Below are 24,923 nucleotides of genomic sequence, written 5' to 3' on the forward strand. Positions count from 1 at the left end.
AACAACGCTGACAAGCTCAATGGCAACGACGGCCGGGACGAGATCTTTGGCGGCTATGGCAATGACCGGATCACCGGCGGCTGGAAAGACGATATCCTGCACGGGCAGGTGGGCAATGACTTTATCAAGGGCGGCGATGAAAACGACCGGATCTGGGGTGGCAGCGGCGCCGATCTTTTGGCCGGCGAAGACGGCAAGGACGTCATGGGCGGCGGTTCTGGCAACGACAAGATGTGGGGCGGTGGCCAGAACGACGTGATGGCAGGCGATGCAGGCGCTGATGTGATGCGCGGCGGTGGCGGGCGCGACACGCTGCGTGCCGGTGATGGCAACGACCAGCTTTATGGCGACAACGGTGATGACCTGCTGGAAGGCAACGCTGGCAACGACCGCCTGACCGGTGGCACCGGCAAGGACCTTCTGCGCGGTGGCATCGGCAGCGACATCTTTGACTTCAACCAGATCAAGGACAGCAAGCTGGGCAAGAATGCCGATGTGATCGGTGACTTCAACGCGGCCCGTGACCGCATTGATCTGCGCAGCATTGATGCCGACTGGACCGCTGGTGGCAATCAGAACTTCCAGTTCCGCGGCGGGGCAGGCTTCAACGACGCAGGCCAGGTGCGGGTGATCAAAAAGAACGGCGACACCATCGTGCAGGTCAATACCGACAACGACAAAGCCGCCGAGATGGAGATCACCTTGCGTGGCAATCACAACCTGACAGCGGATGATTTCATCCTCTGACAGGGGCCTATGTTGACATCAAAATAGCCACCCGATACGCCCACGAGACGTGAAAATGTGGGGATGCGGGCGGTTATGAAAGCCACGCTTTATACGGCTTATCACAAGCCTTCACCGATCCTGAAAAGCGACGCGGTTGTGCCACTGCATGTGGGCTGCGCCAAGGCAGGCACCCCCCTGCCGGGCATGGTGGGTGACCACACCGGCGACAATATCTCGGACCGCAACAGCGCCTATTGCGAACTGACCGGCCTTTACTGGGCATGGAAGAACGATCAGGACAGCAGCCATATCGGCCTGATGCACTACCGCCGGGTGCTGGATCTGGCAGGTCAAGCCGATGACCCGATGACCGAGGTTTTCGTGCCGCGGTTTGAGATCGCCGATTGGCTGGGGCGCACCGAAAGCTGGCTGGCGGATGCTGACGTCGATGTGGTGGTGCCGAAACCGCATCTGGTGGGCAATAACCTGACCGTCAATTTCGCCAAGCGCAGCCAGCCCGGCGATCTGGCCCTGACGCGCGAGATCATCGCGCAGCACCACGCCGACTGGCTCGAAGATTTTGATACCGTCATGGCCGGGCGCAAGCTGCTGCTTGGCAATATGTGCCTGATGCGTCGTGACATCTTTGATCGCTATTGCACATGGATGTTCGACATTCTGGGCCGCGTCGAAGAGGCAGACGTCGATCGCAGTCACTATAACCCCTATCAGTCCCGCTATCTGGGGTTCATCTCCGAACGCCTGCTGACGGTGTTCATGCACCGCTTGCGCCGCGAGGATCCATCGCTGAAGGTGCGCGAGGTCCATATCCTCAACACCGCCAACGCCATGGTCCTGCCCACCATTGCCGACGCCAGCCTCAATGGTCCTGAACATATCAACGTGGCCTTTGCCGCTGACCGCGCCTATCTGCCCCATACCGCCGCGATGCTGCGCTCGATGTTTGATCACGCGGCACCGGACCGGCAGCTGAACCTGTTTTTCCTGCAGACCGACATCGCACAGCCCGATATGGACCTGCTGGCCGAAGTCGTGGCGACCCGCCCAAAAACCACGCTTTACCCCATCGCCGCTGGCAACCCGTTTGAAACGAGCTATCGCTCTGCCAGCCGCGCGCCGTCAAATGCCACCTACAACCGGTTCCTGCTGTTTGATCTGCTGCCGGGGCTCGACCGGCTGCTTTATGTGGACGTCGACATGATCTTTCGCGGCGACGTGGCAGAGGTCTTTGACACCGATATGGGCGCGGCCCCCCTTGGTGCTGTGCCCGATTACATCATGACCCGCACGCTGACGGGGCCGACGCGCACAGCGCATCCCGATATCCCCGATATGGGTGCCTATCACCGCAAGACGCTGGGCCTTTCGGACGCCCAGATCGCAGGCTACTTCAACGCAGGTCTGCTGCTCTTTAACTTTGCTGCTATCGACGATGTGCCGGGGACCGGGGCGAAACTGATCAAGATGGCCCAGACCGGGCAATATCTGTTTCGGGATCAGGACATCCTGAACGCCTATTTCAAGGACAACGTCTTTCGCCTGCCGGCGCGATTCAATGCCTTTAACTCCAAGTTAGAGACTTATGCCCGCGTGCCGCAGGCCAATTACCGCGAGGCGATGGCAGGCCGCGCCGACCCGCTGATCATCCATTACGCCGCCGGTGATCACAAACCCTGGTCGGGCCATGCCATCGGGCAGGCGCAACACTATTGGGATGCAATAGCGCGCACGCCGTTCTACCCCGAGATCCTGTCGCAGAACCTCGCCGCTCACCAGAAGACCGACGCCAAGCCTCACCGTCGCCAGCGCCGCATCGTCGGCGTGGGCCGCGAAATCGCCAATCGCGCGCCGTTCCTGCGCAGCCCGCTCTTGCGGGTCTATGACGTGCTGCGCCGCGTGGCGAGGTTCGGGCGATGATCCGGCGGATGCCATGGTTCAAGGACGGCCAGATCAGCCGCCCGGTCTATATCGTGGCCAGCCCCTACAAGACCGCGACCACAACGGTGGGCGAGGCGCTTGTGACCCTGGGCGCGGGCAAAAAGGACATGCGCTACAAGGCCGGGCTGATCAAGAAATACGCCGATCCTATTCGCACCCTGAACCGCGAGATCAAGCGCAAGACCGACTTTGACGATTGGCTGGCCGCCAATGAAACCCGCGTCTGCCAGATGCTGGCTGGATTCACCGCCCATGTGGCACCCTTTGATATCTTCTCGGATGCGCCTTTTGGCCATACCCAATTGCACCCGTTCATCCGCAAGGCGATTGCCCCCAAGGCGCGGTTCATCTGGGTGAACCGGCCCAAGGATGCCTGGCTGGCATCGGTGCGCAAATGGGAACTGTCCCACCCCGAGACCTACCCAAAACATGACCTCTGGCACACGGACCCCGAAGCCAAGATCGAGATGCTGATGAAACGCCGCCGCCGCCAGCGGTTGCAGTTCAAGGCTCTGGCCGATGCCCGGCCCGACGATTGCCTGACGATGCACATTGATGACCTGAAAACCTATGATGTGCTGGCCGATTTCTGTGGCGTGCCGGTGCCATCCGCACCTGTGCCGCGTAGCAACGTCAGCCGGTCCTGACCCTTAGGGGGCATCAAATTTGCAGGGGGGGCGACGGCCGCATTTCAGCAAGCTGAAACGCTGACCCCGCAGGATCACCGGAATTGAAAAGGGGCCCCGCAGGGCCCCAAATTCTTACTTCCACAAGCTCACGCAGGGGATTTTCGTCTTGTCGCAGCGGTCGGCGTATTTCGCGGCAATCTCGCGGACCTCGTCCATCACACCATCCGACAGCTTGATCGGGTCAAGCCCCAGACCCAGGAACCGGTCATTGGCCACGTGCAGATCGTTCTCTGGCGCCTCGTTGCGGGGGTTTTCCAGATAGGCAATTTCCGCCTCGGTCTGATCGGCGATCATCTTGGCCAAATCACGCACCCGGTGGGTTTCGGTCATCTGGTTAAGGATGTTCACACGCTCGCCCGACTGTGGCGGGTTGGTCAGTGCCAGCTCGATACATTTGCAGGTATCGCTGATGTGGATGAACGCGCGGGTCTGCCCGCCGGTGCCATGCACCGTCATCGGATAGTTCACCGCCGCCTGCATGATGAACCGGTTCAGCACGGTGCCGTAATCGCCGTCATAGTCAAAGCGGTTGATCAGACGTTCGTCCATCCGGGTCTCTTCGGTCTGGGTGCCCCAGACGATGCCCTGATGCAGGTCGGTGATCTTTACGCCGTCGTTCTTGTTGTAGAAGTGGAAGAACAGCTGATCCTGCGACTTTGTCATGTGATAGATAGAGCCGGGGTTCGTCGGATACAGGATTTCCTGCTCGCTCTCACCCACGGGCGTGTCGATCTTCACCTTCAGATAGCCTTCGGGGATCTGCATACCGGCTGTGCCGTAGCCGTAAACGCCCATCGTGCCCAGATGCACCAGATGAATATCCTGACCCGATTCCACAATCGCAGCCAGCACGTCATTGGTGGCGTTAAGGTTGTTGGACACGGTATAACGCTTGTGGGCCGCTGATTTCATCGAATAGGGCGCGGCGCGCTGTTCGGCAAAGTGGATCACCGCGTCGGGCTTTTCCTCTTGGAACAGGGTCAGCAGGCGGTGGTAATGCTCGCCCACGGTAAAGTTCTGGAACTTGATCTCTTTGCCGGTCAGTTCTTTCCAGACTTTCAAGCGCTCACCAATGGGGCGAATGGGGGTCAGGCTGTCGACTTCCAGTTCCACGTCGATGTTCCGACGGCTCAGGTTGTCAACGATGGTGACGTCATGACCGCGCTGGGACAGATAAAGGGCGTTGGGCCACCCGCAGAAACCATCACCACCGAGAACGATAATCTTCATGACGCTATGCTCCTTTGTAACAGACGTCGCAAAATGTGGGGTGTGTATTGCCGCTCTGGGGGGGGACCGCAACCGCTTTTGGGGCGGATCGGCGGTCAGGTGTGTCTGCGGTGTCAAAGCTGTTTGAACTTTGACCCGCTCAGGGCTAGACCGCCCTTGAACAGGCTCTGGGCAAAATGGCGGGTGTGATGCAGAATTCTTCTCCTTTGGTGTTGGTGGGTGGCTTTGGTTTTGTGGGTCGCAACATTATCGAACAGGTCCAGACTGACCCCGCGTTTTCCGGCCTTGCCCCAGTGATTGTCGATAACTTGACCAACCCCGCACCGGGGTATGAAGACCTTGATCTGCCGCAGCACATCGGCGGCTATCAGGACCAGGCAGCGATTGATTTCGTGAATGGTATCGAAACGCCCGAGGGGGCAGGGCGCATCTTCGTGTTTCTGGCCGGCGAAACCCGCGTGGCGGAATCCAAGGATCGGCCACTGGATTTCATCGACGCCAATATCGTCGAACCGTCGCGCTTTGTGATGCAGGCGGTGCAGCCCGGTGACCGTTTCATTCTGATCTCGACCGCTGGTGCGCTGTTTGATGGCAGCTTTGAGGTGCGCGTCGACAGCCCCGTCGGCCCCAAGAATTTCTATGGCGCCACCAAAGCCGCCGAAGAGATGATCCTCGAAAAGCTCGTGACCCTGCGCGGTGGCACCTTTAACGTGATCCGACTGACCAATGTCTTTGGTAAATTTTCTGATAACAAAAAGTCGGCTGTGCACGCCTTTACCCGCGCCGCGATTGCGGGCGCCGAGGTGACGATCAACGGTGACGGCGGGCAAAGCCGTGACTTCATCTATGCCGGTGATGTGGGTTATGGCATCGCCACGCTGGCGGCCAAATTGCGCGCCGGTGAAGAGACGGCGGATGTGAACATGTTGGGCTCTGGTGTCTCGACCACGTTGATGGATGTGGTCGCCGCCATTGAAGAGGCGACAGGCAAACCGCTGGCCTATCAAAAGGTGCCCGCCAAGGAACTGCTGGCCACAGAACCGCGCGACGTGATCGCCAATGGCGACGATGTGAAGGTCCTGCTGGGCGACCACATCACGTCCTTTGTCGATGGTCTGCGGGAAACCCACGGCTATTATCTTAACCGCAGTTAAGACGTTGATGCGCATGGGGTGTGCATGCTTTGTGTATAGGGTCTGCATCCCTGATCCGGCACCGTGCGGTGCCCCGGATCAAATCATCCGATAAGGAAGATTATGTCATATGGTCAGGTCTGATGGTGCCACATCCAGCTTGATCGCCCGGATGGTGACCCGGTTCCCAGACCTGCTGATCTGTGATCCTGCGGGGCAGTTTGTGGTGCTGCCCGATCACGGATTTCGCGATGTCAGCACCCGTGTGCTGGATCGCACGGTGGGGCATTTACCCGATCACGCCACGCTGGCCGCACGGGGGTTTCACTGGGACCTCAATGTGATGCTGCGCGATCTGCCTGACGCGCGCGCCAGAGATCTGGGGTTGGAAAAAGTCATGCCACCAAAGGGGTTACCCTTTCCGGGGCGGGATACGGGCGTGTTCTTTGACTTTCGCAATGCCGATGCGCTGGCGGGGGTCTTGATGCAGGCAGGCTTTGTCTTTGACCCCGGTGCGCAGATACTGGATTTCGGCTGCGGCACCGGACGCACCCTGCGCACCCTGTCGCTGGCCTGGCCCGATGTGGCCTGGACCGGCGTTGACACCCATGCCCGCGCGATTGGTTGGGCGCAGGCGGCGATGCCGGATCTGACCTTTGCAGCCACGGCACATTATCCCCCCTTGCCAATGGCGGACGAGACCTATGACGCGGTGATTTCAGCCTCGGTCTGGGCTCATTTTTCTGAAGCGTTTGCAATCACTTGGCTGTCAGAAATGGGGCGCATCATCCGCCCCGGCGGGTCCCTCGCATTCAGCACCCATGGGGTCTACGACATCATCAAACGGCTGGCCCGTGACCAGATGGATGGGGCCACCGCAGAGGCCTTGATTGTCACCCTGACCCGCAGCGGCCACGTCTGTGTTGAGCCTCAGGATGGTGGCACCTGGGGGACGTCCTACATGCATCCAGATTGGCTGGACCGGCAGCTTGGCACGACCTGGAACCGGGTCGGTTTTGCCGTGGGGGCCTGGGGCGGACGCCAGGATATTCACGTCCTGCAACGGCGCTGATCAGGCCTGATCAAACAGCCGGGCGTTCATGTACTGACGAAAGCTGTCGCGCTTGGCCTCGGCTTCTTCGGGGCTCACCAGTTTCTTGAGGTTACGGCTGATCGCACCGCCCCCCGGTGTCAGCCCCATCTTGCTGGCATGGGCGCGAATGGCCGCCTCGCAACCGTTCTGATCGGCGGCGATATCCTCGTAGACCAACGGCAAGCAATCGTCGCCTAACTGCTTGACCAGATTTGATAAAATCTGATTTTGTTTGATCAGCTGCGTGGATTTTTGCAAGATGTGGTAGTTCATCTCATCGGCATCGGCAAAGTCGCGGCTTTGGCTGCCGCTGATCTCTTTTTTGCCGGTGTCGTGCCAGACCCCGGTCTCCAGCGCCTTTGCATGTGACAGGGCCTGTTCAAAGATCGCACGGCGGCGCAGGGCAATCACATTGACCGCGTCAAATTCGGCCCTAGCCCATTTGATGATTTCCATCATGGCGCGCTTGGGGGCATAGGTTTCGCCGGTCAGCATCGCCGCCACACGCGGCGCATAGCCCACCATGACCTTGACCCCGATCGTGGGCGAGGCATCGTCGTCCCGGCCCACATCCTTGAGCCGCGTCATGACATCACCCGCTGTCGCCGGCTCTTCGGCGCGCAGCAATTTCAGGAAATGTTCCTTGGGGCGCCCCAATCCGCCGATCATGCGGATATCCCCCGCCAACATCGTCGATCCGGATCGTGGCGTGGCCAGCACCAATGTGAAATTCATCTACAACCCCTTGTCCTCTTGCCCTAGCATCTGCCAAGAGCAGCGCGCGCAGATTTGAACGATAGGGTCCCCTTTTGCAAATAGACAATTTCCCGATCACGCCGCTGCCTGACCTCAGCCGGTATCAAGCCCCTGCAACTCCGGGCCCACGTTTGCGGGTCTGTATCGCCACCGAGGAAATCGTCGGCCCCGTGCGCAATGGCGGCATAGCCTCGACCTATTACCACCTCGCCCGGTTGCTGACCGCGCAGGGCCATGACGTCACCGTCTGCTATCTCAAGGGCACGCGGGTCGAAAACAAGGACGCCGATCACTGGATCAAATGGTATGGCGACATGGGCGTGAACTTTGTCCCCATGCCGCAGGTCGACAGCGACGCGCCAACGATGTGGCAGCGGCGGCAATACAGCTTCTACCAATGGCTGAAAAACGCGCCCGAACCCTATGACGTGGTGCATGTCTCGGAATGGCGCGGCGGGTCTTACTACGCGCTGCAAGCCCGGCGGTTGGGGCTGGCGTTCAAGGATACGCTGTTTCTGGTCAAGGCCTCCTCGCCCCATATCTGGAACCGGCACTACCAGATGTCCTTTGTGAACAACAAAGACATGCTGTCGACGATGTACCCCGAACAGCAATCGATCGAGCTGGCCGATATGGTCATCGGCGGCTCTGCCCACTTGCTGCGCTTTATGGAACACACCGGCTATACCCTGCCCGAGGGTGACACATATGTGCAGCCCAACGTGCTTTTGTTTGATGATGTGGCCGTGCAAGACCAGCGCGGACCTCTGGAACCGGGTGACCGCATCCACACAAAAGAACTGACGTTCTTTGGACGTCTTGAGGCCCGCAAGGGCCTCGAAATTTTTTGTACCGCACTGGACTATCTGGTGGCGCGCGGCATCACGCCGGAAAAGGTCAGCTTTGTCGGCAAACAGGGGCAGAACATGCCCACCACGCCCGACACCCGCAACCTTGATGTGATCATGGCGCGCGCGCGCAACTGGCCGTTTCCGATCGACATCCACACCGGCTTTGACCAGCCTGATGTGCTGTCGTTCCTGACCGCAGCACCACGCATTGCGGTGATGCCGTCCTTGATCGAAAACTCCACCATGGCCGCTTATGAGGCGCTGCTTTACAAAGTGCCCTTTATCGCCACCCGGACGGGGGGCACGCCGGAGTTGATCGCACCCGAAGATCACGACGATATGCTGGTGGACGCCAACCCCAGATCGCTGGCCGACGGCTTGGAAAGGGTCTTGCACGAGGGCGGCAAGGTCGGACGCTGTTCCTTTGACAATGCCGATAACCTCGCCACATGGGACGGCTTTCACGACCACCTGGCAGGTCGCAAAGGCGACGGCACGCTGACGCAGATCATCAACCGTGCGCCCTGGACCGACGCGCCATCGGTCAGCCTGTGCGTCTTTTCGGACGGCAATGTACCTGTGTTAGAGACGTTTCTGGACAAGGCGATTTTTGCCGCCGGTGATGCGCTGACCGATATCACCGTCGCTGTGACCACACCTTCTGAAGAGGCCACCGCACTGGCCGCACGGCACGTGAATGTCACGCTTGTAGACGCCTCAGAGATGACATGGGGCGAGGCATGGAACGCCGCCGCCGCCCAAGCCAAGGGCGCTGTGCTGCATTTTCTGCGTGCCGATATCCATCAACCGCTGGAAGGTTTTGCCGCGAAAATCGCGCAAAGTTTTTCCACCCCCGGTCTGGCCGCCGCCGGATCGGTTTGGCAGCGCCGCACGGTCAATGCCAAAGGGGTCGAGAAACTGACCCGCGTGGTGCCGATGGGGGATGATCTGTCCCTGACAGCACTTGATTACACCCATCTGTCGGGCCGGGGCGTCAGCATTCGCACCGACCACTTCAAGACATTGGGCGGTTTTGATCCGATCTTTGCCATGGAAGGCATCGCGCAGGATCTGCTGATGCGGGCCCGTGATCTGGGCCGCGTCGTGGTGATCCCAGAGATGCTCTATCGCGAAGACCCCGCCGCCGAGGCGCTGCAGCTCAACAAGGCCAACGCACAATATATGGCGATGAACGGGCTGATGAAGGCGCTGGATTACCCCAAGAAACGGGTATTGCACGCGCTGAACATCCGCACGGCGAACCCGCATGACAATCCGCTGAGCCGTGGGGTGGCAGCGCCAACCCCGCCGGTCACCCTGACCACACCCACCACGGAAAGGGCAGCGCTGGACCTGACGCTTTTGCCCATTGGCGGGGTGCTGATCCAGACAGACACCCCGCTGGAGACGCTAGAGATCGCAATTGAAGGGGCCACCCCGGAACCGCTGGCATGGGATAGTGATGCCGCCGGGTCCAGCGCCTATCTCGACCTGCCCAGCCTGATCGGGGGGGAAGCCACATGGCCGCGCCAGATCGACATTGCCGCCACCACAGGCGGGCAGACCCTGACCCGGCAGATCCGCACCGAAATGCAGGCGGGCGGCGCGATTACCCTGTCCGCCGATGCCCCCGGCCTGCAAGAGGTGACAGGCAATGACACCGGCACCCCGCGCCTGATCAGCCTGGCGTTACCCCCCACCGACGGCAGCATCCATGAAAATGCCATGCGGATGAGCTTTGATGCCGCTGCATTGCTGCTTTATCTGTGGTCCCCCCATCCCCGCCCAATCGCGGCGCGCGTGGAAGGGGCCGCCCCCATGCCGATGCTGTTTACACCTTTTGCCGGAAAAGGGCTGATTGCGGCACTCGACCTTGGCCCCCTGCTCGCTGCACGCGACACCCCGCTGACGCTGGAACTGGTGGATCAGGACGAGGTGTTCCGCACCATTACCCTGACCCCCGGCCCCCGCGGTCTTTGGGGGTTCCATGCCCCACGCTGGGGCATGACACGCAGTGTTCCGGCCGCCCTCAACGCGTCGTCCATGACCGCATTGAATGTCAGCCGCGCCGCCGTTGGCAGTGACGCGGGCCTGAACCGAACCCGGTTGGGGCTCGACGAACGGTATGGTTGGCTGCTCGTCCGGCGGCCAAAGGAACACGCGGGTCAGACCCTGACGGTCGTGACCGATCAGGGGGGCAGCCACAGGCTGCATCTGGCGGCAGGCCCGCGCGGGGCGACTGCGGGGTTAAACCTGCGGCATCTGAGCGTGACGGATGTCACCCGGCTGACCCTGCATGACGGCGCGGCAGACGGCCCGGTGTTGCGGCAGGTCCGGCTGTGTCCCGGTGCCGACAACGTGCTGGCTGTCGCTGCCGCCGATGGCGGCACATTGCTGACGCTCGGCCGCGCGGGGCAGTTTCCCGAAAATCCCGGCGGGCGTGGACTGCATAATCTGTCGCACCAGCACCATGACGGCCCCGCGCCCAGGCTGATGCTCCGGCTGAAGGGCAGCACATTGCATCTGATGATTCCGCGCGCGCGGCAGCTGGTGACCCTTGACCTGCGCGGAGCGGGTCGCACGACCCATTTGGCGATGACATGGCAGGCCGAATCCGGATCGCGCGGGCTGCTGCAGAAGGTACGATCACGCCTGATGCGCTCTCTGCCCACAGCCCTGCGGCGCGGCACCCTGATCGGCAAGCTTGATCTGGCCCCGCTGCTTGAAACGCCAGAGCCCTTGATCCGGTCTTTGATCCTATCCTGCCATAGCCCCGGCCTGACCGTGCGGCGCACGGTGCTGATCACCTATGACAGTGACGGCGTCTTCTACGTGGCCTCGCCCGAAAACGTGATCGAAGGGGCATGAGCGGCACCGCCATCCTTGCCGGTGATCTGGCCGCGCTGCCCGTCGCCTCAACCGCCTTTGCCCGGCTGGTGGCGCTGGCCGAAAGCCTGCCAGACGCCGCCGTGTTGCATTGCCCTGCCACCCCCGGGCCGCTGCCGCCAGCCGCACAGGCGCTGCGGGACGCGGATATCAAGCTGGCCGAACTGCCCGGCCCGCCGGTGCGCACATCCGGCTCACCCCATGGCAAAGCCGCCGCCGTGGCTCTGCGCACATGGGAAAGCGTGAAGCGACAAAAATTCGACACGCTACACGTGATCCATGATCTCTCTGCCGCGCATTTCCTGCTGGGTGCGCGGCATCTGGGGCTGTGGGTTCACCCCGCGCGCATTGTGGCCCATGTGGTGGACCCCGTGCAGCGGCAGTTTGAAACCGGCCGTGCGACGCCTGCCAATTACGCCGCCTTTGCCACCTGTTTCATGGACCGCCAATGTGTCGCCCGTGCCGATGCCGTGGTGGCCCATAGCAAAACGGTGCGCGACTGGCTTGTGGCCCGCAATTGGCGCACCGCTGATCAGATCGCGCTGGCCCCCGGTCTGGCGCGCATGCCCGGGCCCGCCCGCCATGCCCCTGACCAACCGCAGCCCCTGGCCCGGCTGATCTTTGCAGGTACCCAGACCGACACGCGCGGACTGACCACATGCGCCTATGCCTTGCGCGTGCTGGCCACGCGCGGCGTTGATATCCCGCAGGTCGTGATCTCTGGCCGCACTTTGGATGATTTCCCGGCCAAACCGTTCCTTGCCGAACTGTCCGAACAGACTGGCATCCCGATCGAGACCCTGCCCCTCACCCGGCGCGCCGCCCTGCTGGATCTGGCGCGCCAACCCGGCAGCCTGACCCTTGTGGTGCCGCAGGAAGACGACGCACCCGCGGTGCTGCCCGAACTCTTGGCGACCGATGCCCCGGTGATTGCCACAACCGCCGGTGACACCCCCGCCCTTGTGGGGGGTGATACAGATATCCTTTGCCCCGCCGCCGATCACATCGCACTGGCAGACCTGATCGAAACCCGGATCGCCGCGGGCCTTGTGACCGCCTATCAAAGCCACCGGGCGGATGATCTGGCACAGAACGCGCGCGCCTGGGATGCGCTGCACACAGGCCTGCCAAATCCGACGTTTTCCGCAGCAAAAGACACTGAAAGCCCCCTTGTCAGTGTCTGCATCGCTCATCACAACCGGCCCCAGATGATCCGCGACACGCTGGATGCGGTGGTGGACCAGGGCTATGCCAATCTGGAAATTCTGGTGGTCGATGACGGCAGCACGGCTGACAATCGCGCCGCCTTGGCCCATGTGCTGGCTGACTACCCTGCCGCCCGCATGGTGCCGCAGGACAACCGCTATCTGGGGGCCGCGCGCAACGCCGCTGCAAAGGCCGCCAAGGGCAAATACCTGCTTTTCAAGGACGACGACAATATCTCAATGCGCCATGAAATCGCGACCTTCGTGCGGGCCGCCGAACATTCCGATGCGGAAATTCTGACCTGCTTTAGCGACAACTTTTCCGGTGACAGCCTGCCCGATGAGGCCAGCATCGACGGCGTGCGCCGGGTGCCGTTCGGGCAGGATGTGATCTACGGGATGTTCCGCAATGGCTTTGGCGATTCCAACTGCTTTGTGCGGCGCGATGTCTGGGAACGGCTGGGCGGCTTTACCGAACATTTCCGCGTAGGGCTCGATGATCAGGAATTCTTCATGCGCGCCACGCTGGCCGGCGTGCGTGTCGATGTGCTGCCAGAGGCGCTTTATTACTACCGGCTTGGTGGGGCCAAGATGAAACGGTTCCACGTCGCAAAGCTGGCCAATGCGCAGCGCCTGCTGACCCCGGTGCTGGCCAGCGCGCAGTTTGACGCCAACCTGATGCCGCTTTTCTTGCTTGCGCGCAGCTTGCAGGCCTAAGCTGACACCATGACAGACACCCCCCTGCCCCAGCCGAAACTGGCCCGCCCCCGGTTTCAGGCCGCCCGCACCATCATGGCGCTGATCCTGCGCGAGATGGGATCGACCTATGGGGCCTCGCCGGGGGGCTATGTCTGGGCGGTGCTGCAACCTGTGGGCATGGTGATGTTTCTGTCGCTGGGCTTTTCACTGGTGGTGCGCGCGCCGTCACTGGGTACCAGCTTTATCCTGTTCTACGCCACCGCCTATCTGCCGTTTTCGCTCTATGGCGATGTGGCGGCCAAGACCGGGAACACGCTGCGCTATGCCCGGGCGCTGCTGGCCTATCCATCCGTTAACTGGATCGACGCGATCTTGGCGCGGTTCATCTTGAACGTGCTGACCAATTGCACGGTCTATTGCCTCGTCATGACCGGGATTTTGATGTTCGTGGATAGCCACACCATTCTGGACGTGGGCCCGGTGCTGATCGCCATCTCGCTCTCGGCGCTGCTGGGGCTGGGGGTGGGCCTGTGCAACGCGGTGCTGATCGGGCTTTATCCGATCTGGCAGAATATCTGGGGCATTGTCACCCGGCCGCTGATCCTCGCATCTGGCATCTTTTATATCTACGAGGACCTGCCGCAGGCGGCGCAAAGCATTCTGTGGTGGAACCCGCTGATGCACATGTCCGCCGCCGCGCGCGAGGGGTATTTCCCCACCTATAATCCGCAGTTCGTGTCACTGGCCTATGCCTACGGTCTGGCGCTGGTGCTGATCTTCCTGGGGCTGGTGTTCATGCGGTCCCAGCACACCGCTATTCTAGAGCAGCGCTAAGCCCCGCCAGCGCATGGGCCAGCAAGCCCTGTGCCGCTTGCGCGGAACCACTTTCGGTATAGCAACGCAATTCCGGCGCATTGCCCGAGGGGCGCAGATGCACCACCTGCCCATCTGTTGCAGTGATCCGCAGACCATCGGTGCTGTCTGTTGTGGCCTCTGTCAGGCCCAGCTCTGCCAAAAAAGCGGCTCTGTTGCGGGGGGTTTGCTGCCAATCCGCAACAAGGGCCTGTGACCTGGCCGTCGGCACGCCCTGCAAACGGTCACTGGCCGTGAACCGCTGGGGTTGCCCGGCCAGCACCGCCGCCATGCCGCCTTGCCGGGCCGCAGCCGCCAGTACTGCCAGCATCGGCAACACCGCATCACGGGTCATCAGCGCAGGCAGTGACCCCGCAGGGCCCATCGCATCAAAGCCCAGAAGAAAGCCGCCGTTCGCCTCGTAGCCCACGACATCCGCGCCCTGCATCGCGGCAATCACGAAAGGTGATCCGATCCGCGTGCGGGTCACGGTGGCGAACACCGCCTCGGCCCCACTGTTGGAACTGACCGGCGTAACCGCGTGCCCTGCCCCCAGTGCCGCCCCGGTGATCTGGCCCAGCACATCGCCGGGGATCACCATGCCTGCCGCATCGGTCAGCAAGGGCCGGTCGCCATCGGCATCGGTGCTGAGGATCGCGTCATAGGCCCCTGTCGCGGCCCAATCTGCCAGCATCGCGCGGGTCTCGGCGCTGACCGCTTCGGTATCAACCGGCACGAAATCCGCGGCGCGGCCCAACTCTGTGACCTCTGCCCCCAGATCGCGCAACAGCGCGGGCATCAGATCGCGCCCCACCGCCGATTGCGCGTAAAACCCCAGCGTTAGACCCTCTAATGCGCCGGCATAGGCGTTCTGATAGCGTGCTGAATAACGCGCGCCCACACCGGTATCTGTGCGCAATGCCCCCTGCCCCGTAGTTCCGGCACCGCCCAAAGCAGCCAGGATCGCAGCTTCGTCTGCCTTGGTGATCTCGCCCGTGGATGTGTAGAACTTCAGCCCGTTGCGATCAGCCGGGATATGGCTGCCGGTGACCATGACCGCCCCTTGGCCTGCGTCCAGCGCCGCCAGCGCCAGCGCCGGGGTTGGCACTTCACCGGCCCAGACCACATCCACACCTGCGGCCTGCAAGGCATCGCGCACCACGCCAGCCAGCGCGGGCGATGACGGGCGCAGGTCATGGCCGACCCAGACCGCCCCGCCCACCGGGCAAGCGGCCAGATAGGCCTGCACGTGATCCGTGATCAGATCAGGCGTCAGCGCCACAACCAACCCGCGCAGCCCACTTGTCCCAAAGGCTGGCGCGTTCACGTCTGGCTGGCCCCGCGCAGGGCAAATGCCGCCCCACCTTCAACCCAGCGCACCACCACATCGCGCAGCGCGTCTTCATCTGCCTCTGTGACTGCGGTGCGCAGCGCCTTGAGGGCCGCGGCCATCTCGATCTCGCTCAGATGGGTGGCACTTTCCAGCAGCACCTTGGGGTGCGGTGTGGTGGTCTGGCCTTCGCCGATCAACAGCTCTTCGTGGATTTTCTCGCCCGGGCGCAAATCGGTGATCTTGATTTCGATATCGCCCTGCGGGGTGGCCTCGTCGCGCACGGTATAGCCTGCGGCGGTGATCATCTGCCGCGCCAGATCATAGATCGCGATGGGCTCTCCCATATCCAGCACAAAGACGTCGCCGCCCTGTGCAAAGGACCCAGCCGCCAGCACAAGGCGTGCGGCCTCTGGGATGGTCATGAAATAGCGCGTCACATCGCGGTGGGTGACAGTGACCGGTCCGCCCTTGGCGATTTGATCGTTGAAAAGCGGAATGACAGAGCCTGATGACCCCATCACATTGCCAAACCGCACCATCGAGAAAATCGTCCGGTTCGACCGGCTGGCCAGATCCTGAATGACCATCTCAGCCAGACGTTTGGAGGCGCCCATCATATTGGTCGGGCGCACCGCCTTGTCGGTGGAAATCAGGGTAAAGCGCTGCACACCCGCATCCAGGGCCGCCTGCGCCATGACTTGCGTGCCCAGCACATTGTTGGACATGCCTACCACGGCATTCTTTTCGACCATCGGCACGTGTTTGTAGGCGGCCGCGTGCAGCACGATCTCAATCCCGTGATCCCGCATCACGCGGGCCACCAGCCCCACATCCGTGACAGAGCCTAACACAGGGACAAGTGCAATTTTTGCCTTGCGGCGCAGACCCTGCAATTCCATGTCGATGGTGTAAAGCGCCAGCTCGCTGACATCGAACAAGACCAGCTTGGCCGGTTTGCACGCCAGAATCTGACGGCACAGTTCCGATCCGATCGACCCACCCGCGCCAGAGACCAGCACGTTGCGCCCCGCATAGGTGTCTGACCCGCCGGGCAATTCGGCATCCAGTGGCGCGCGGCCCAGAAAGGTGCCGGGGGCGACGGGTTCCAACTGGCCCAGCAGTTCTTCTTGCCCGGTGAGCTGCGCAAACGACGGCAGCGCCTGCACATCCACGCCCATGTCTTCAAACCGGCGCGACAGCTGCGCCAGTTTGGGGCGCGACAGGCTTGGCATCGCCAGCAGCACCCGGTCGATCTGGCGGCTGGCGATCAACCCATCCACAGCAACGGACGAATAGACCGTCAGCCCGCGCACCATCGTGGTGTGCAGGGCCGGGTTGTCATCGACAAAAGCCACGGTCTGGATCGTCTCATCGGTGCGCAGGGCCGCTGCCAGCTGGCGGCCCGTCGCACCTGCGCCATAGATCAGCACACGGGTCTGTTCATGGCCCGAACGGTAGACCCACAACAGCACTTGCAACATCACCACGCGCGCGGCGACACACATCAGGAAATAGACCAGTACAAAGTTGATGAACGTGGCCAGCGGCGTGCCGTAACCGGCCATGTCGTCCAGAATGGCAGTGGCCAGCCCCAGCAGCAGCGCATGCATCCCGGTCATCATGATCGCCCGGCTTTCATAGGCTTTCAGCTGCACCCGGTGGATGCCGGTGACCAGCACCAGCAAGGCCGCGATCATCATCAGCATCGGCACACCGGCCCAATGGGTCAGCAGCCCCGGCCCCGCAGGCAGACCATTGGTCTGCAGCGCAAAGGCCAGCAGCAACGCCACCGGCACCAATGCCACATCCACCAATAGCAGGATGATGCGCTTGGCCTGGCGCGAAAGTGTACTGACAAAGCGATACATGCGGTCCCCTTAAGACCCCGGCCGCTTGGGTCCCATCTGCGGCCCCGGATCATCGCTCATTTAGCCTGATGGCCCGGGATGCGTCCAGCCGTCGCCCCCCGGGGGGGCTGTTTTCTGCGGGCTTGTGCCCTTTTCACCCCGCCACCGGTGGTCCGGTTCGAAAACCGTTCAAATCCAAGATGTCCGCAGTTGAATGAAATCCGTCCCAAGGGCCGCCCCGCTGCCGCATTTGGGTCACGCAGCCACCCCAGCCCTGCACCACATCAAGCCCAACGCCTCGGGGGGGCGTGCCTTGGGGTTGTTGGATGTCAGAGTTGAATTTTGTCACCCGTGTCACGCTGCCTGCGGCGGCGGATTGGTCACAGATCACCGATCTGGAGATCATCCGCGTCGGCGGGCAGGACCGACTTTATGCCACCTCGCGGTTTGACGGTGGCATCAGCAGCTGGAACATCAACGGCACCGCCCCCGCCAATCTGGATGTGGCGACCTTTGCGGGTGGGCTGACACCGGGCAGCACCGGCACGCTGATGGTGGTGCATGTGGGCGGCGCTCCGACGCTTCTGACAGGTGGTGCGACAAATGGCGGGCTAATGCTCTCGGCGCTGACCGGGGCGGGCGATATTGGCGCAGGTAGCAATGTGGCAGGCACCACCGGGCTGATTGGCGGGCTTTTGGGCGGCGTCACCGTGACGCTGAACAACGGCCAGCAGGTGGTCTATGGCGGGTTGGCAGGCGCCGACGGGCTGGGCCGCATCCGTCTGGACAGCGGTGGCAATAATCTGGGTGCTGTGGTCGCAAGCGATACCAATGCCACCTATGCGGCCGACGTCTCGGATGTGGCGCACCTGAACGTCGGCGGCCAGAACTATGTCTATACCGCCAGCCTGTCCGAACACGGCATCACCACATGGGTTGTGGGTGGCACCGGCGGCGTGGCCGCAGGCCCATCGCTGGGCATGAACGAAGGCCTGTGGATCGCGGCCCCCACCCAGTTGGAAACCGCGCGTGTCGGTGGCACCGATTATCTGGTGGTTGGCGCGGCCACCTCCAATTCACTGTCGGTGATCCGCGTTGATCCCGATGGGTCTTTGCATGTCACCGACCATATGCTCGATACCCTTGGCACCCGCTTTGGCGGTGTGACGGCGGTGGATGTGGTGCAGGTGCAGGGCCATACCTATGTCGTCTCTGGCGGGGCAGATGATGGCATCACCCTGCATCAGCTTCTGCCCGGTGGGCAGTTGGTGCATGTGGCCAGCATCGCCGATACGCCCGCGATGAACCTGACCAACGTCAGCGCCATCACCACCCAGGCCAAAGGGGCCGAACTGCAGATCTTCGTGGCCTCCTCTGCCGAACGCGGCATCACCAAACTGACCTTTGACACCGGCACCGCAGGGTCCGTGCTGACCGCGCCCACAGGTGGCGGCACCCTGCAAGGCGGGGCCGGGCGCGATGTGATCACCGGGCAAGGCGGCGCCGACGTGCTGCGCGGCGGGGCAGGTGATGACATCATCCGCGACGGGGCGGGCGTGGATGTGATGACCGGCGGGGCCGGCGCTGACACCTTCGTGCTGTCCTATGATGAAGGCGCTGACACGATCACCGACTTCACGGTGGGCGAAGATCGTCTGGACCTGTCCGGCTGGCCGATGGTCCGCTCTGCGGGCCAGCTGACCATGACCATCACCGATAACGGCTTTCGCATCACCTATGGGGATGAGGTGCTGACGGTGATCTCGTCCGATGGGACCCCCATCGACCACCGCTTTCTGGCCGAGGGCGACCTGATCGGCGGCCACCGCATCCCGCAGGTGATCCTGCCGGGGTTTGCAGGCCCCTTCACCCGCCCACCCAATCTGCCGGACCGGCCCAATATGGACCCTACCGTGCCCGAGGCCGAGGCGTTCTCTCTGCCCAATGTCACCATTGACGGTATCCGCTTTGCCAATCCAACGCTGATCAACGGGGCCAAGCCCGCGCGCTTTGGCACCGACCGTAGTGACACGATCAAGCTGAACACCGGTCACGACAAGATCTGGGGCAAGGGCGGGGCTGACAAGCTTTCGGCCGGGATCGGCTCTGACCGGATCTGGGGTCAGGACGGCAATGACTGGATCAACGGCATGCAGGGCGATGACCGGTTGTCGGGCGACGCAGGCCGCGACACCCTGCTGGGCGGCTTTGGCGATGACTACCTGATGGGCGGCGCAGATACCGACCGGCTGTGGGGCAACCAGGGCGATGACCTGCTGATGGGTGGACGTGGCGCCGATACCCTGTGGGGCGGCGATCACAACGACCGGCTGGATGGCGGATCAGGCGGCGATATCCTTTATGGGCAAACCGGGCGCGACAGGCTGCTGGGCGGTGACCAGTTCGACCGGCTTTATGGCGGTGACGGCGGTGACGCGCTTTATGGCGGCAGCGGCAATGATCAGATCTGGGGCAATGCGGCCAGCGACATGCTACGCGGTGGCACAGGCGATGATCGCCTGTGGGGTCAGGACCAGGCTGACGACCTCAAAGGCGAAGCAGGCCGCGACAGGCTTTATGGCGGCGGCGGTGGTGACGCGCTGGACGGCGGTGGTGGGGCCGACCTGATCTATGGCGGTGACGGCCAGGACCAACTGTGGGGTCAGGGCAGTGATGACAAGCTCTGGGGCAATGCATCCCGCGACATCCTGCGCGGCAGCGACGGGGCCGATCGGCTGTTTGGCGGCACGGGCGATGACCAGCTTTATGGTGAAAACGGTGATGACCGGCTGTGGGGCGGGCGCAACGACGACAATATCTTTGGCGGCAACGGCCATGACCTGCTGCGTGGCAAACATGGAAACGACACGCTGACCGGCAATGACGGGCGCGACAACCTCAACGGAGGTATCGGTGATGACACCCTGCTGGGCGGCAAAAGCCCTGACACCCTGTCCGGCAAATCCGGGGCCGACACGCTGACCGGCGGTGACGGGGATGACCTGCTGCGCGGCGGCACCGGCGATGACCGTCTGTCGGGGTCCAAGGGCGATGACAAACTCAAGGGCGGGACCGGCGCCGATGCGCTGCGCGGCGGCGACGGCGATGATCGCCTGTCGGGGGGCGATGGGGATGATGATCTGCGCGGTCAGGTGGGCGACGACGTGCTGACCGGCGGGGCCGGGGCGGACACCTTTGTCTTTGATGACGGCCAGGATCGGATTCTGGATTTCGAGGATGGCCTGGACCGGGTTTCGATCAATCTTGATCTCTTCCCCGGCACGCTGACCGGGTCCGAGATTTTGGTGATCTATGGCAGCTATGCCGGCACCACTGCCACGATCGATTTTGCCAATGGCCATGTGCTGACGATCGAAAACGTACTGGACTACGGTGCGCTTGGGGGTCAGATCGACGTCTTTTAGACCCTAACGCCCCTGAAACGGCTTGGCCGCCGTCTGCCCGATCAGCTTCAGATCCAGACACAGGTTGCGCCTTTGCTGATAGATCAAATCCAGCTTGGCCTTGCGTGGAATGCAGCGCCGCCGGTAGACCGCATCGGTTTCTGCGGCCGTTTCGCAGGCCGCCAGCAACGCCTCTTCATGGGCATGAAAATGCAGGGACGCGAGGCCGGTGATCCCCGGACGACTGCGCAGGACGCGGCGATAAAGATCGGGATAGGCCTCTACATAGCGGCGCACCGGCGGGCGCGGCCCCACAAGGCTGATATCCCCGCGCAACACGTTCCACAGCTGCGGCAACTCATCCGCGCGGCTGCGGCGCAAAAGCTGGTGCAACCGTGACAATTGCGCGGATTTGTTGCCGCCCGTCACCCCGCCATCGGCGGTGTTCACTGGCATGGTGCGCAGCTTAATCAGATCAAAGCCTTCGGTCGGCGTCTTCATCCGTTCGGAGACATAAAACAGCGGGCGACCTTCACGGATCAGCATCACGCCCATGACCAAAAGCAAAAACGGCAGCAGGATCAGACCCAAACACAGGGCAATCACCACATCCAGGGCACGTTTGGCAGGTGTCATCGCACCGCCCATCCGGCAGCACGCGCCTCTGCGATCAAGACCTGTGCATCCACCTGCGGCAAGGGCACCAGCGCCATCAGGCGGGTCACATCCAGCTCCAGCGTGGCCAGAACACCCGGCCCCGCAGGCCGCCAGTCCCAACTTTGGCAAGCCGCGCGGAGCAGATCCCCCATCGCCAGCGTGCCCGGCTGGGCCACGTTGACCACATCCGGCAGGGGACCCGCATGGGCCAGCAGCCCCCGGATCACAGCGCCCAGCCCAACGGCCGAGATATAGGACCGGCGCGGGCTGCTGCCATCCGGCAATTGATCCAGCGTCACCCGGCCCTTGGCGGCATTCATCAGCAGCATATCGCAACCCGCCACATTGCCGATCCGCAAGGCACAGGCGCGCCCTGTGATCGCCTGCTCCATTGCCAGCTTGCCCGCGCCGTAATCACCCACCGGCTGGCAGGGGGTATCTTCGCCGACCTTGCCCAGCTGCGGCCCATAAACCGCCTGGCTTGAGGCGATCAGCACCGGCACGCCATAAACATCACCCAGATCACAGGCGGCGCACGCCAGCGCCACCTCTGCGGCGGCATCTGCCCCGCGCGCCAGTTGCACCACACCGGTGATGCCGGTCAGATCAGGCGCGCTTTCGGTCAGCAGATCCCACGCCAGATCACCGCCCTTGCGGCTATGCCAAAATGCGGGTTGATCCTTGGGCCAAACACGAGCGAGCGCGCGCCCAACATGGCCCGCGCTACCCAATATCAATGGTCCGTTTGTGGTCATGCCTTGCCCCGCCCTTGCGGGGTTGGGCTTATATGATGGTCAGATCGTTTGCCAGAATATTGAGGTTGCTGACCCCATCGACCCGCAGCGTGCCACCACCATCAAATTCCAGAATGGCGTTGCCGTTCACGATCCGCGCATCATCCAGAATGTCGGACACCTTGGTGCCGTTGCCTGCGGTGGCGCGGGCAATGGCGATGGTGTCGATGTTGTCCTGAAAATCGCGAATCCGGTCGCTGCCCTTGTTGAACACGAAAGTATCACGCCCGCCGCCGCCCCAAAGCTGGTCGTTCTGGAAACCGCCATCCAGCCGGTCATTGCCGTTGCCGCCATAAAGCACATCGTTGTGCTTGTTGCCCCACAGCTTGTCATTGCCGTTGTGCCCGGCAATCCGGTCATTGCCGTCACCGCCGCTGACCTGATCGTTGCCATTGCCGCCGTTCAGCCCATCCCAGCCAAAGCCGCCCCAGATCTTGTCATTGCCGCCCATGCCGACAATCACGTCCTTACCACTGCCGCCCTTGATCTCGTTGTTGCCACGGTTGCCTTCCAACCGGTTGTCTGCACCCGATCCATCCAGATCAAGGTTGTCACGGCCCAGAAGCTTGGCGTTCTTGATCAACCCGCCCTTGAGGTTGGTATCGGTCGAGGTTTCCAGCTGCCAGCGCCCGTTGTCACCCCGCACCACGTCCAGCTTTGCGTTGCCGTCGGATGTGTCGATATCCAGCGTCGCCCATGTGGCATTGCCGTTCACGACCTTGACGGCCATCTTGTCGGACTTGCCCACGGCCACCGCATAGCCACCGCTGCCGATAGAGGTGTCGTTCTCGCCATCCGCGATGATCTTGACGTTCTTGCGGCCCTCTCCGATGGAATAGAACCAATCACCGTTATTGTCGTTATAGGCCACGCCGGTGATATAGACGTCGCCGCCTGACTTCGCGAACTTCTCGGTCAGCATCGAGGCGTTATAGGTATTGCCCTGATAGGTGAACTTGCCGCTTACCTGCGCCAGCCCAACCTCGCGGATATCCTCGGCAAAGGTATTGGCGCGGTGGCCTGCACTGCGATACAGCCCCTCGTGGTGCTGCTCGATCGCGCGGCTCAGGTTGATGGATCCCGTCGACCCGGTCCAGGCGAGGTTTTCGCGCCATGTCCAGTTGCCCGAGAATTGATACCCCGCATCGCTCATGCGCTGACCGGGGTTCGACCCGCCTGCGCCAGTGTGGCTGAAGGTATCCGCGCTCAGCATCCACTTGCTGTGGCTGATGGCGGCACTTTCCAACTTGCTGTTGGGTGCCAGCACCTGCTTGGCGCTGCCATCAATGGTACCGCTTTGCAGACCCGAATTCAGACCCACACCATAACGGTTGGCTTCTGCCTGGGGATCCAACCGCGCCCGGTTGATCAGTTCCAGTAGATATTGTTCGGCAGCCGACAGACCCATAACACACTCCTTGCATTCCCATCCTCACCCCCCCGGGTAGGACGAAATCGTTCAGGGTGCATCTGACAGGGCAAGTTGGGCATGGTCGCGGCAAGCGCTTGCCCAAATTCAGGCCATATTCGCAAATTTTAGCCGACCCATTCCGGCATCGGCAACAATCCCCGGCGGCAGACCGGGATTAGTTCAGCCTGTTGAACAAATCGACCCCGGCGTCCAACAGGCCAAAGACCGTGCGCGCGGCGTTCAGCGGGCTTTCGGTGGCATAGACCAGATCACCGTCATAGATCGGGAATTGGCCGGCACTGAACAGGCCATCGGCACTGGTCAGATCCAGGGTGAACACCACCCGGTCCATCGGTGGGCCACTGACGCCGTCGCGCACCGCGCGGGTCGGATAGGACCGCAGCACCAGAATACCCTGTGGATTTGCGGTGTTAGCCGACACCCCGCCGATGATCGCCATCGCCTCTAGCGCCGTGATCTGATCCGTCGGGAAGACGTGTTGCGCCTGCCGGTTGGCCGCCCCCAGCGACAAAAAGCTGCGTTCTTCCTCTTCCACGATCACCCGGTCACCGCCGCGCAGCACCGTATCCAGCCGCGGGTTGTCAAACAGCCGGGACACCGAGGTGCCGTAGATGTCATTGCCCCGGAGGATGCGGACCTGTGGATTGACCAGATCACCCCGGATGCCGCCACCCTCTGCAATAAGCTCCAGCACCGATGCATTGGTGTCAGGCAAGGGATAGACCCCGGGCCGGGTCACGCCCGACACCAGATTTGCGGTATTGCCGCGCCCCGGTTCCAGGCTCAGTTGCACCTGCGCACTGGGCACCGTGGCCACCAGCTCTTCTTCGATGCGCGCGCGCGCGGTGCCTGGCGCCATGCCGGCCACGCGCATCTCGCCCACAAAGGGGATAAAGATACGCCCGTCAGCGCCCACCTGAATGCTTTGCAATTGCGCCACGCGCTGACCTGCGGTGGTCAAAAGCGAGTTTTCTTCCGCATCCCAGACCGAGATCTGCAACCGATCCCCCGGTGAGATCAGCACCGAGGCAGGCTGCGCACCCCCGTTGATCCAGGAATAGCCCCCCTGCCCCGTGCGCGGCCAATTGGCGATTGTGGGCAGGGCCGCGCGGGTCACATCAAAAACGGCAAAGTCGTAAATCGCCTCGCCATCGGGCCCGGTTTCATCACTGGCCGCCAGCACTTCGCTTTGAAAACCGGCCCCGCGGGGCGCATTACATGCGACCAAAAGCAGACAGGCCAACCCCGTGGCCAAAAGCTTTGTGATGCGCATCATGTTTCCCCCCGAAAGGATGCCTGTTTTGTGCGGCAATCGGGTGCAGCCCCCGCCTGCCTTTGCAGATTCCCGTCAAAATGCCCCGCGCCCTGTCCAAA

General features: G+C 62.3%; 17 protein-coding genes. 9 read left to right on the top strand and 8 right to left on the bottom strand.

The genetic code is table 11. The features are described 5' to 3' along the window. From AB3Y40_RS20170 to AB3Y40_RS20180, 3 genes are all read left to right on the top strand, one after another. On the top strand, positions 1–747 hold a 747-nt coding region (locus AB3Y40_RS20170; protein WP_369440691.1), incomplete at its 5' end, for a calcium-binding protein. A 75-nt stretch (positions 748–822) separates the two neighbouring features. Continuing rightward, positions 823–2,667, top strand: coding sequence for a DUF4422 domain-containing protein (locus tag AB3Y40_RS20175; RefSeq protein WP_369440692.1), 1,845 nt, complete (start codon positions 823–825; stop codon positions 2,665–2,667). Then, positions 2,664–3,335, top strand: coding sequence for a sulfotransferase (locus tag AB3Y40_RS20180; RefSeq protein ID WP_369440693.1), 672 nt, complete (start codon positions 2,664–2,666; stop codon positions 3,333–3,335). Before AB3Y40_RS20175 ends, AB3Y40_RS20180 begins: the two co-directional genes overlap by 4 nt. Positions 3,336–3,449: 114 nt before the next feature. Here the strand turns inward: AB3Y40_RS20180 and AB3Y40_RS20185 are convergent, their stop codons facing one another. After that, entirely contained in the window at positions 3,450–4,607 is a 1,158-nt protein-coding gene (locus tag AB3Y40_RS20185; protein ID WP_369440694.1) for an NAD-dependent epimerase/dehydratase family protein, read from the bottom strand. Positions 4,608–4,795: 188 nt separating this feature from the next. Here AB3Y40_RS20185 and AB3Y40_RS20190 point away from each other — a divergent pair, with 188 nt between their 5' ends. Continuing rightward, positions 4,796–5,761 (top strand): NAD-dependent epimerase/dehydratase family protein, encoded by a 966-nt coding sequence (locus AB3Y40_RS20190; protein ID WP_369440695.1) that lies wholly within the window; start codon positions 4,796–4,798, stop codon positions 5,759–5,761. 109 nt (positions 5,762–5,870) lie between these two features. Beyond that, positions 5,871–6,812: a class I SAM-dependent methyltransferase gene (locus AB3Y40_RS20195; protein ID WP_369440696.1), complete on the top strand. Its 942-nt coding sequence runs from the start codon at positions 5,871–5,873 to the stop codon at positions 6,810–6,812. On the opposite strand, the gene AB3Y40_RS20200 is transcribed toward AB3Y40_RS20195, so the two are convergent. Continuing rightward, positions 6,813–7,568 (bottom strand): Stf0 family sulfotransferase, encoded by a 756-nt coding sequence (locus AB3Y40_RS20200; RefSeq protein ID WP_369440697.1) that lies wholly within the window; start codon positions 7,566–7,568, stop codon positions 6,813–6,815. Positions 7,569–7,642: 74 nt separating this feature from the next. Between AB3Y40_RS20200 and AB3Y40_RS20205 the strand changes: the two genes are divergently transcribed. Genes AB3Y40_RS20205 through AB3Y40_RS20215 form a run of 3 tightly spaced genes read left to right on the top strand, consistent with a single transcriptional unit; the run spans position 7,643 to position 14,064 of the window. Next, the gene (locus AB3Y40_RS20205; protein ID WP_369440698.1) at positions 7,643–11,308 is read left to right on the top strand and encodes a glycosyltransferase; all 3,666 of its coding nucleotides are present in this window, start codon (positions 7,643–7,645) and stop codon (positions 11,306–11,308) included. Then, on the top strand, positions 11,305–13,248 hold the full coding sequence (locus AB3Y40_RS20210) for a glycosyltransferase (protein WP_369440699.1): 1,944 nt from the start codon (positions 11,305–11,307) through the stop codon (positions 13,246–13,248). The genes AB3Y40_RS20205 and AB3Y40_RS20210 overlap by 4 nt, the downstream gene beginning before the upstream one ends. 9 nt (positions 13,249–13,257) lie before the next feature. Continuing rightward, the gene (locus AB3Y40_RS20215) at positions 13,258–14,064 is read left to right on the top strand and encodes an ABC transporter permease (protein WP_369440700.1); all 807 of its coding nucleotides are present in this window, start codon (positions 13,258–13,260) and stop codon (positions 14,062–14,064) included. Here AB3Y40_RS20215 and AB3Y40_RS20220 read toward each other — a convergent pair. Together AB3Y40_RS20220 and AB3Y40_RS20225 are read right to left on the bottom strand one after the other, a co-directional pair. Continuing rightward, positions 14,045–15,409, bottom strand: coding sequence for a phosphohexomutase domain-containing protein (locus tag AB3Y40_RS20220; RefSeq protein ID WP_369440701.1), 1,365 nt, complete (start codon positions 15,407–15,409; stop codon positions 14,045–14,047). The two genes, AB3Y40_RS20215 and AB3Y40_RS20220, sit on opposite strands and share 20 nt — an antisense overlap. After that, positions 15,406–17,283 (bottom strand): polysaccharide biosynthesis protein, encoded by a 1,878-nt coding sequence (locus AB3Y40_RS20225; RefSeq protein ID WP_369440702.1) that lies wholly within the window; start codon positions 17,281–17,283, stop codon positions 15,406–15,408. The genes AB3Y40_RS20220 and AB3Y40_RS20225 overlap by 4 nt, the downstream gene beginning before the upstream one ends. Positions 17,284–17,588: 305 nt before the next feature. Between AB3Y40_RS20225 and AB3Y40_RS20230 the strand changes: the two genes are divergently transcribed. Beyond that, a complete protein-coding gene (locus AB3Y40_RS20230; RefSeq protein WP_369440703.1) occupies positions 17,589–20,687 on the top strand; it encodes a calcium-binding protein in 3,099 nt (1,032 codons plus the stop codon). Positions 20,688–20,690: 3 nt separating this feature from the next. On the opposite strand, the gene AB3Y40_RS20235 is transcribed toward AB3Y40_RS20230, so the two are convergent. From AB3Y40_RS20235 to AB3Y40_RS20250, 4 genes are all read right to left on the bottom strand, one after another. Then, complete coding sequence (locus AB3Y40_RS20235) at positions 20,691–21,302, bottom strand: sugar transferase (RefSeq protein ID WP_369440704.1); 612 nt, start codon at positions 21,300–21,302, stop codon at positions 20,691–20,693. Next, positions 21,299–22,078: an NAD-dependent epimerase/dehydratase family protein gene (locus AB3Y40_RS20240; RefSeq protein WP_369440705.1), complete on the bottom strand. Its 780-nt coding sequence runs from the start codon at positions 22,076–22,078 to the stop codon at positions 21,299–21,301. The genes AB3Y40_RS20235 and AB3Y40_RS20240 overlap by 4 nt, the downstream gene beginning before the upstream one ends. A gap of 28 nt (positions 22,079–22,106) precedes the next feature. Then, entirely contained in the window at positions 22,107–23,525 is a 1,419-nt protein-coding gene (locus tag AB3Y40_RS20245) for a CAP domain-containing protein (protein WP_369440706.1), read from the bottom strand. A 178-nt stretch (positions 23,526–23,703) separates the two neighbouring features. Beyond that, positions 23,704–24,825 carry a polysaccharide biosynthesis/export family protein gene (locus AB3Y40_RS20250; RefSeq protein WP_369440707.1) on the bottom strand — a complete coding sequence of 374 codons (1,122 nt, stop codon included), beginning with the start codon at positions 24,823–24,825 and terminating at the stop codon, positions 23,704–23,706. Positions 24,826–24,923: the final 98 nt, after the last annotated feature.

This window comes from Yoonia sp. R2331, from assembly GCF_041103235.1.
Lineage (GTDB): Bacteria > Pseudomonadota > Alphaproteobacteria > Rhodobacterales > Rhodobacteraceae > CANMYO01.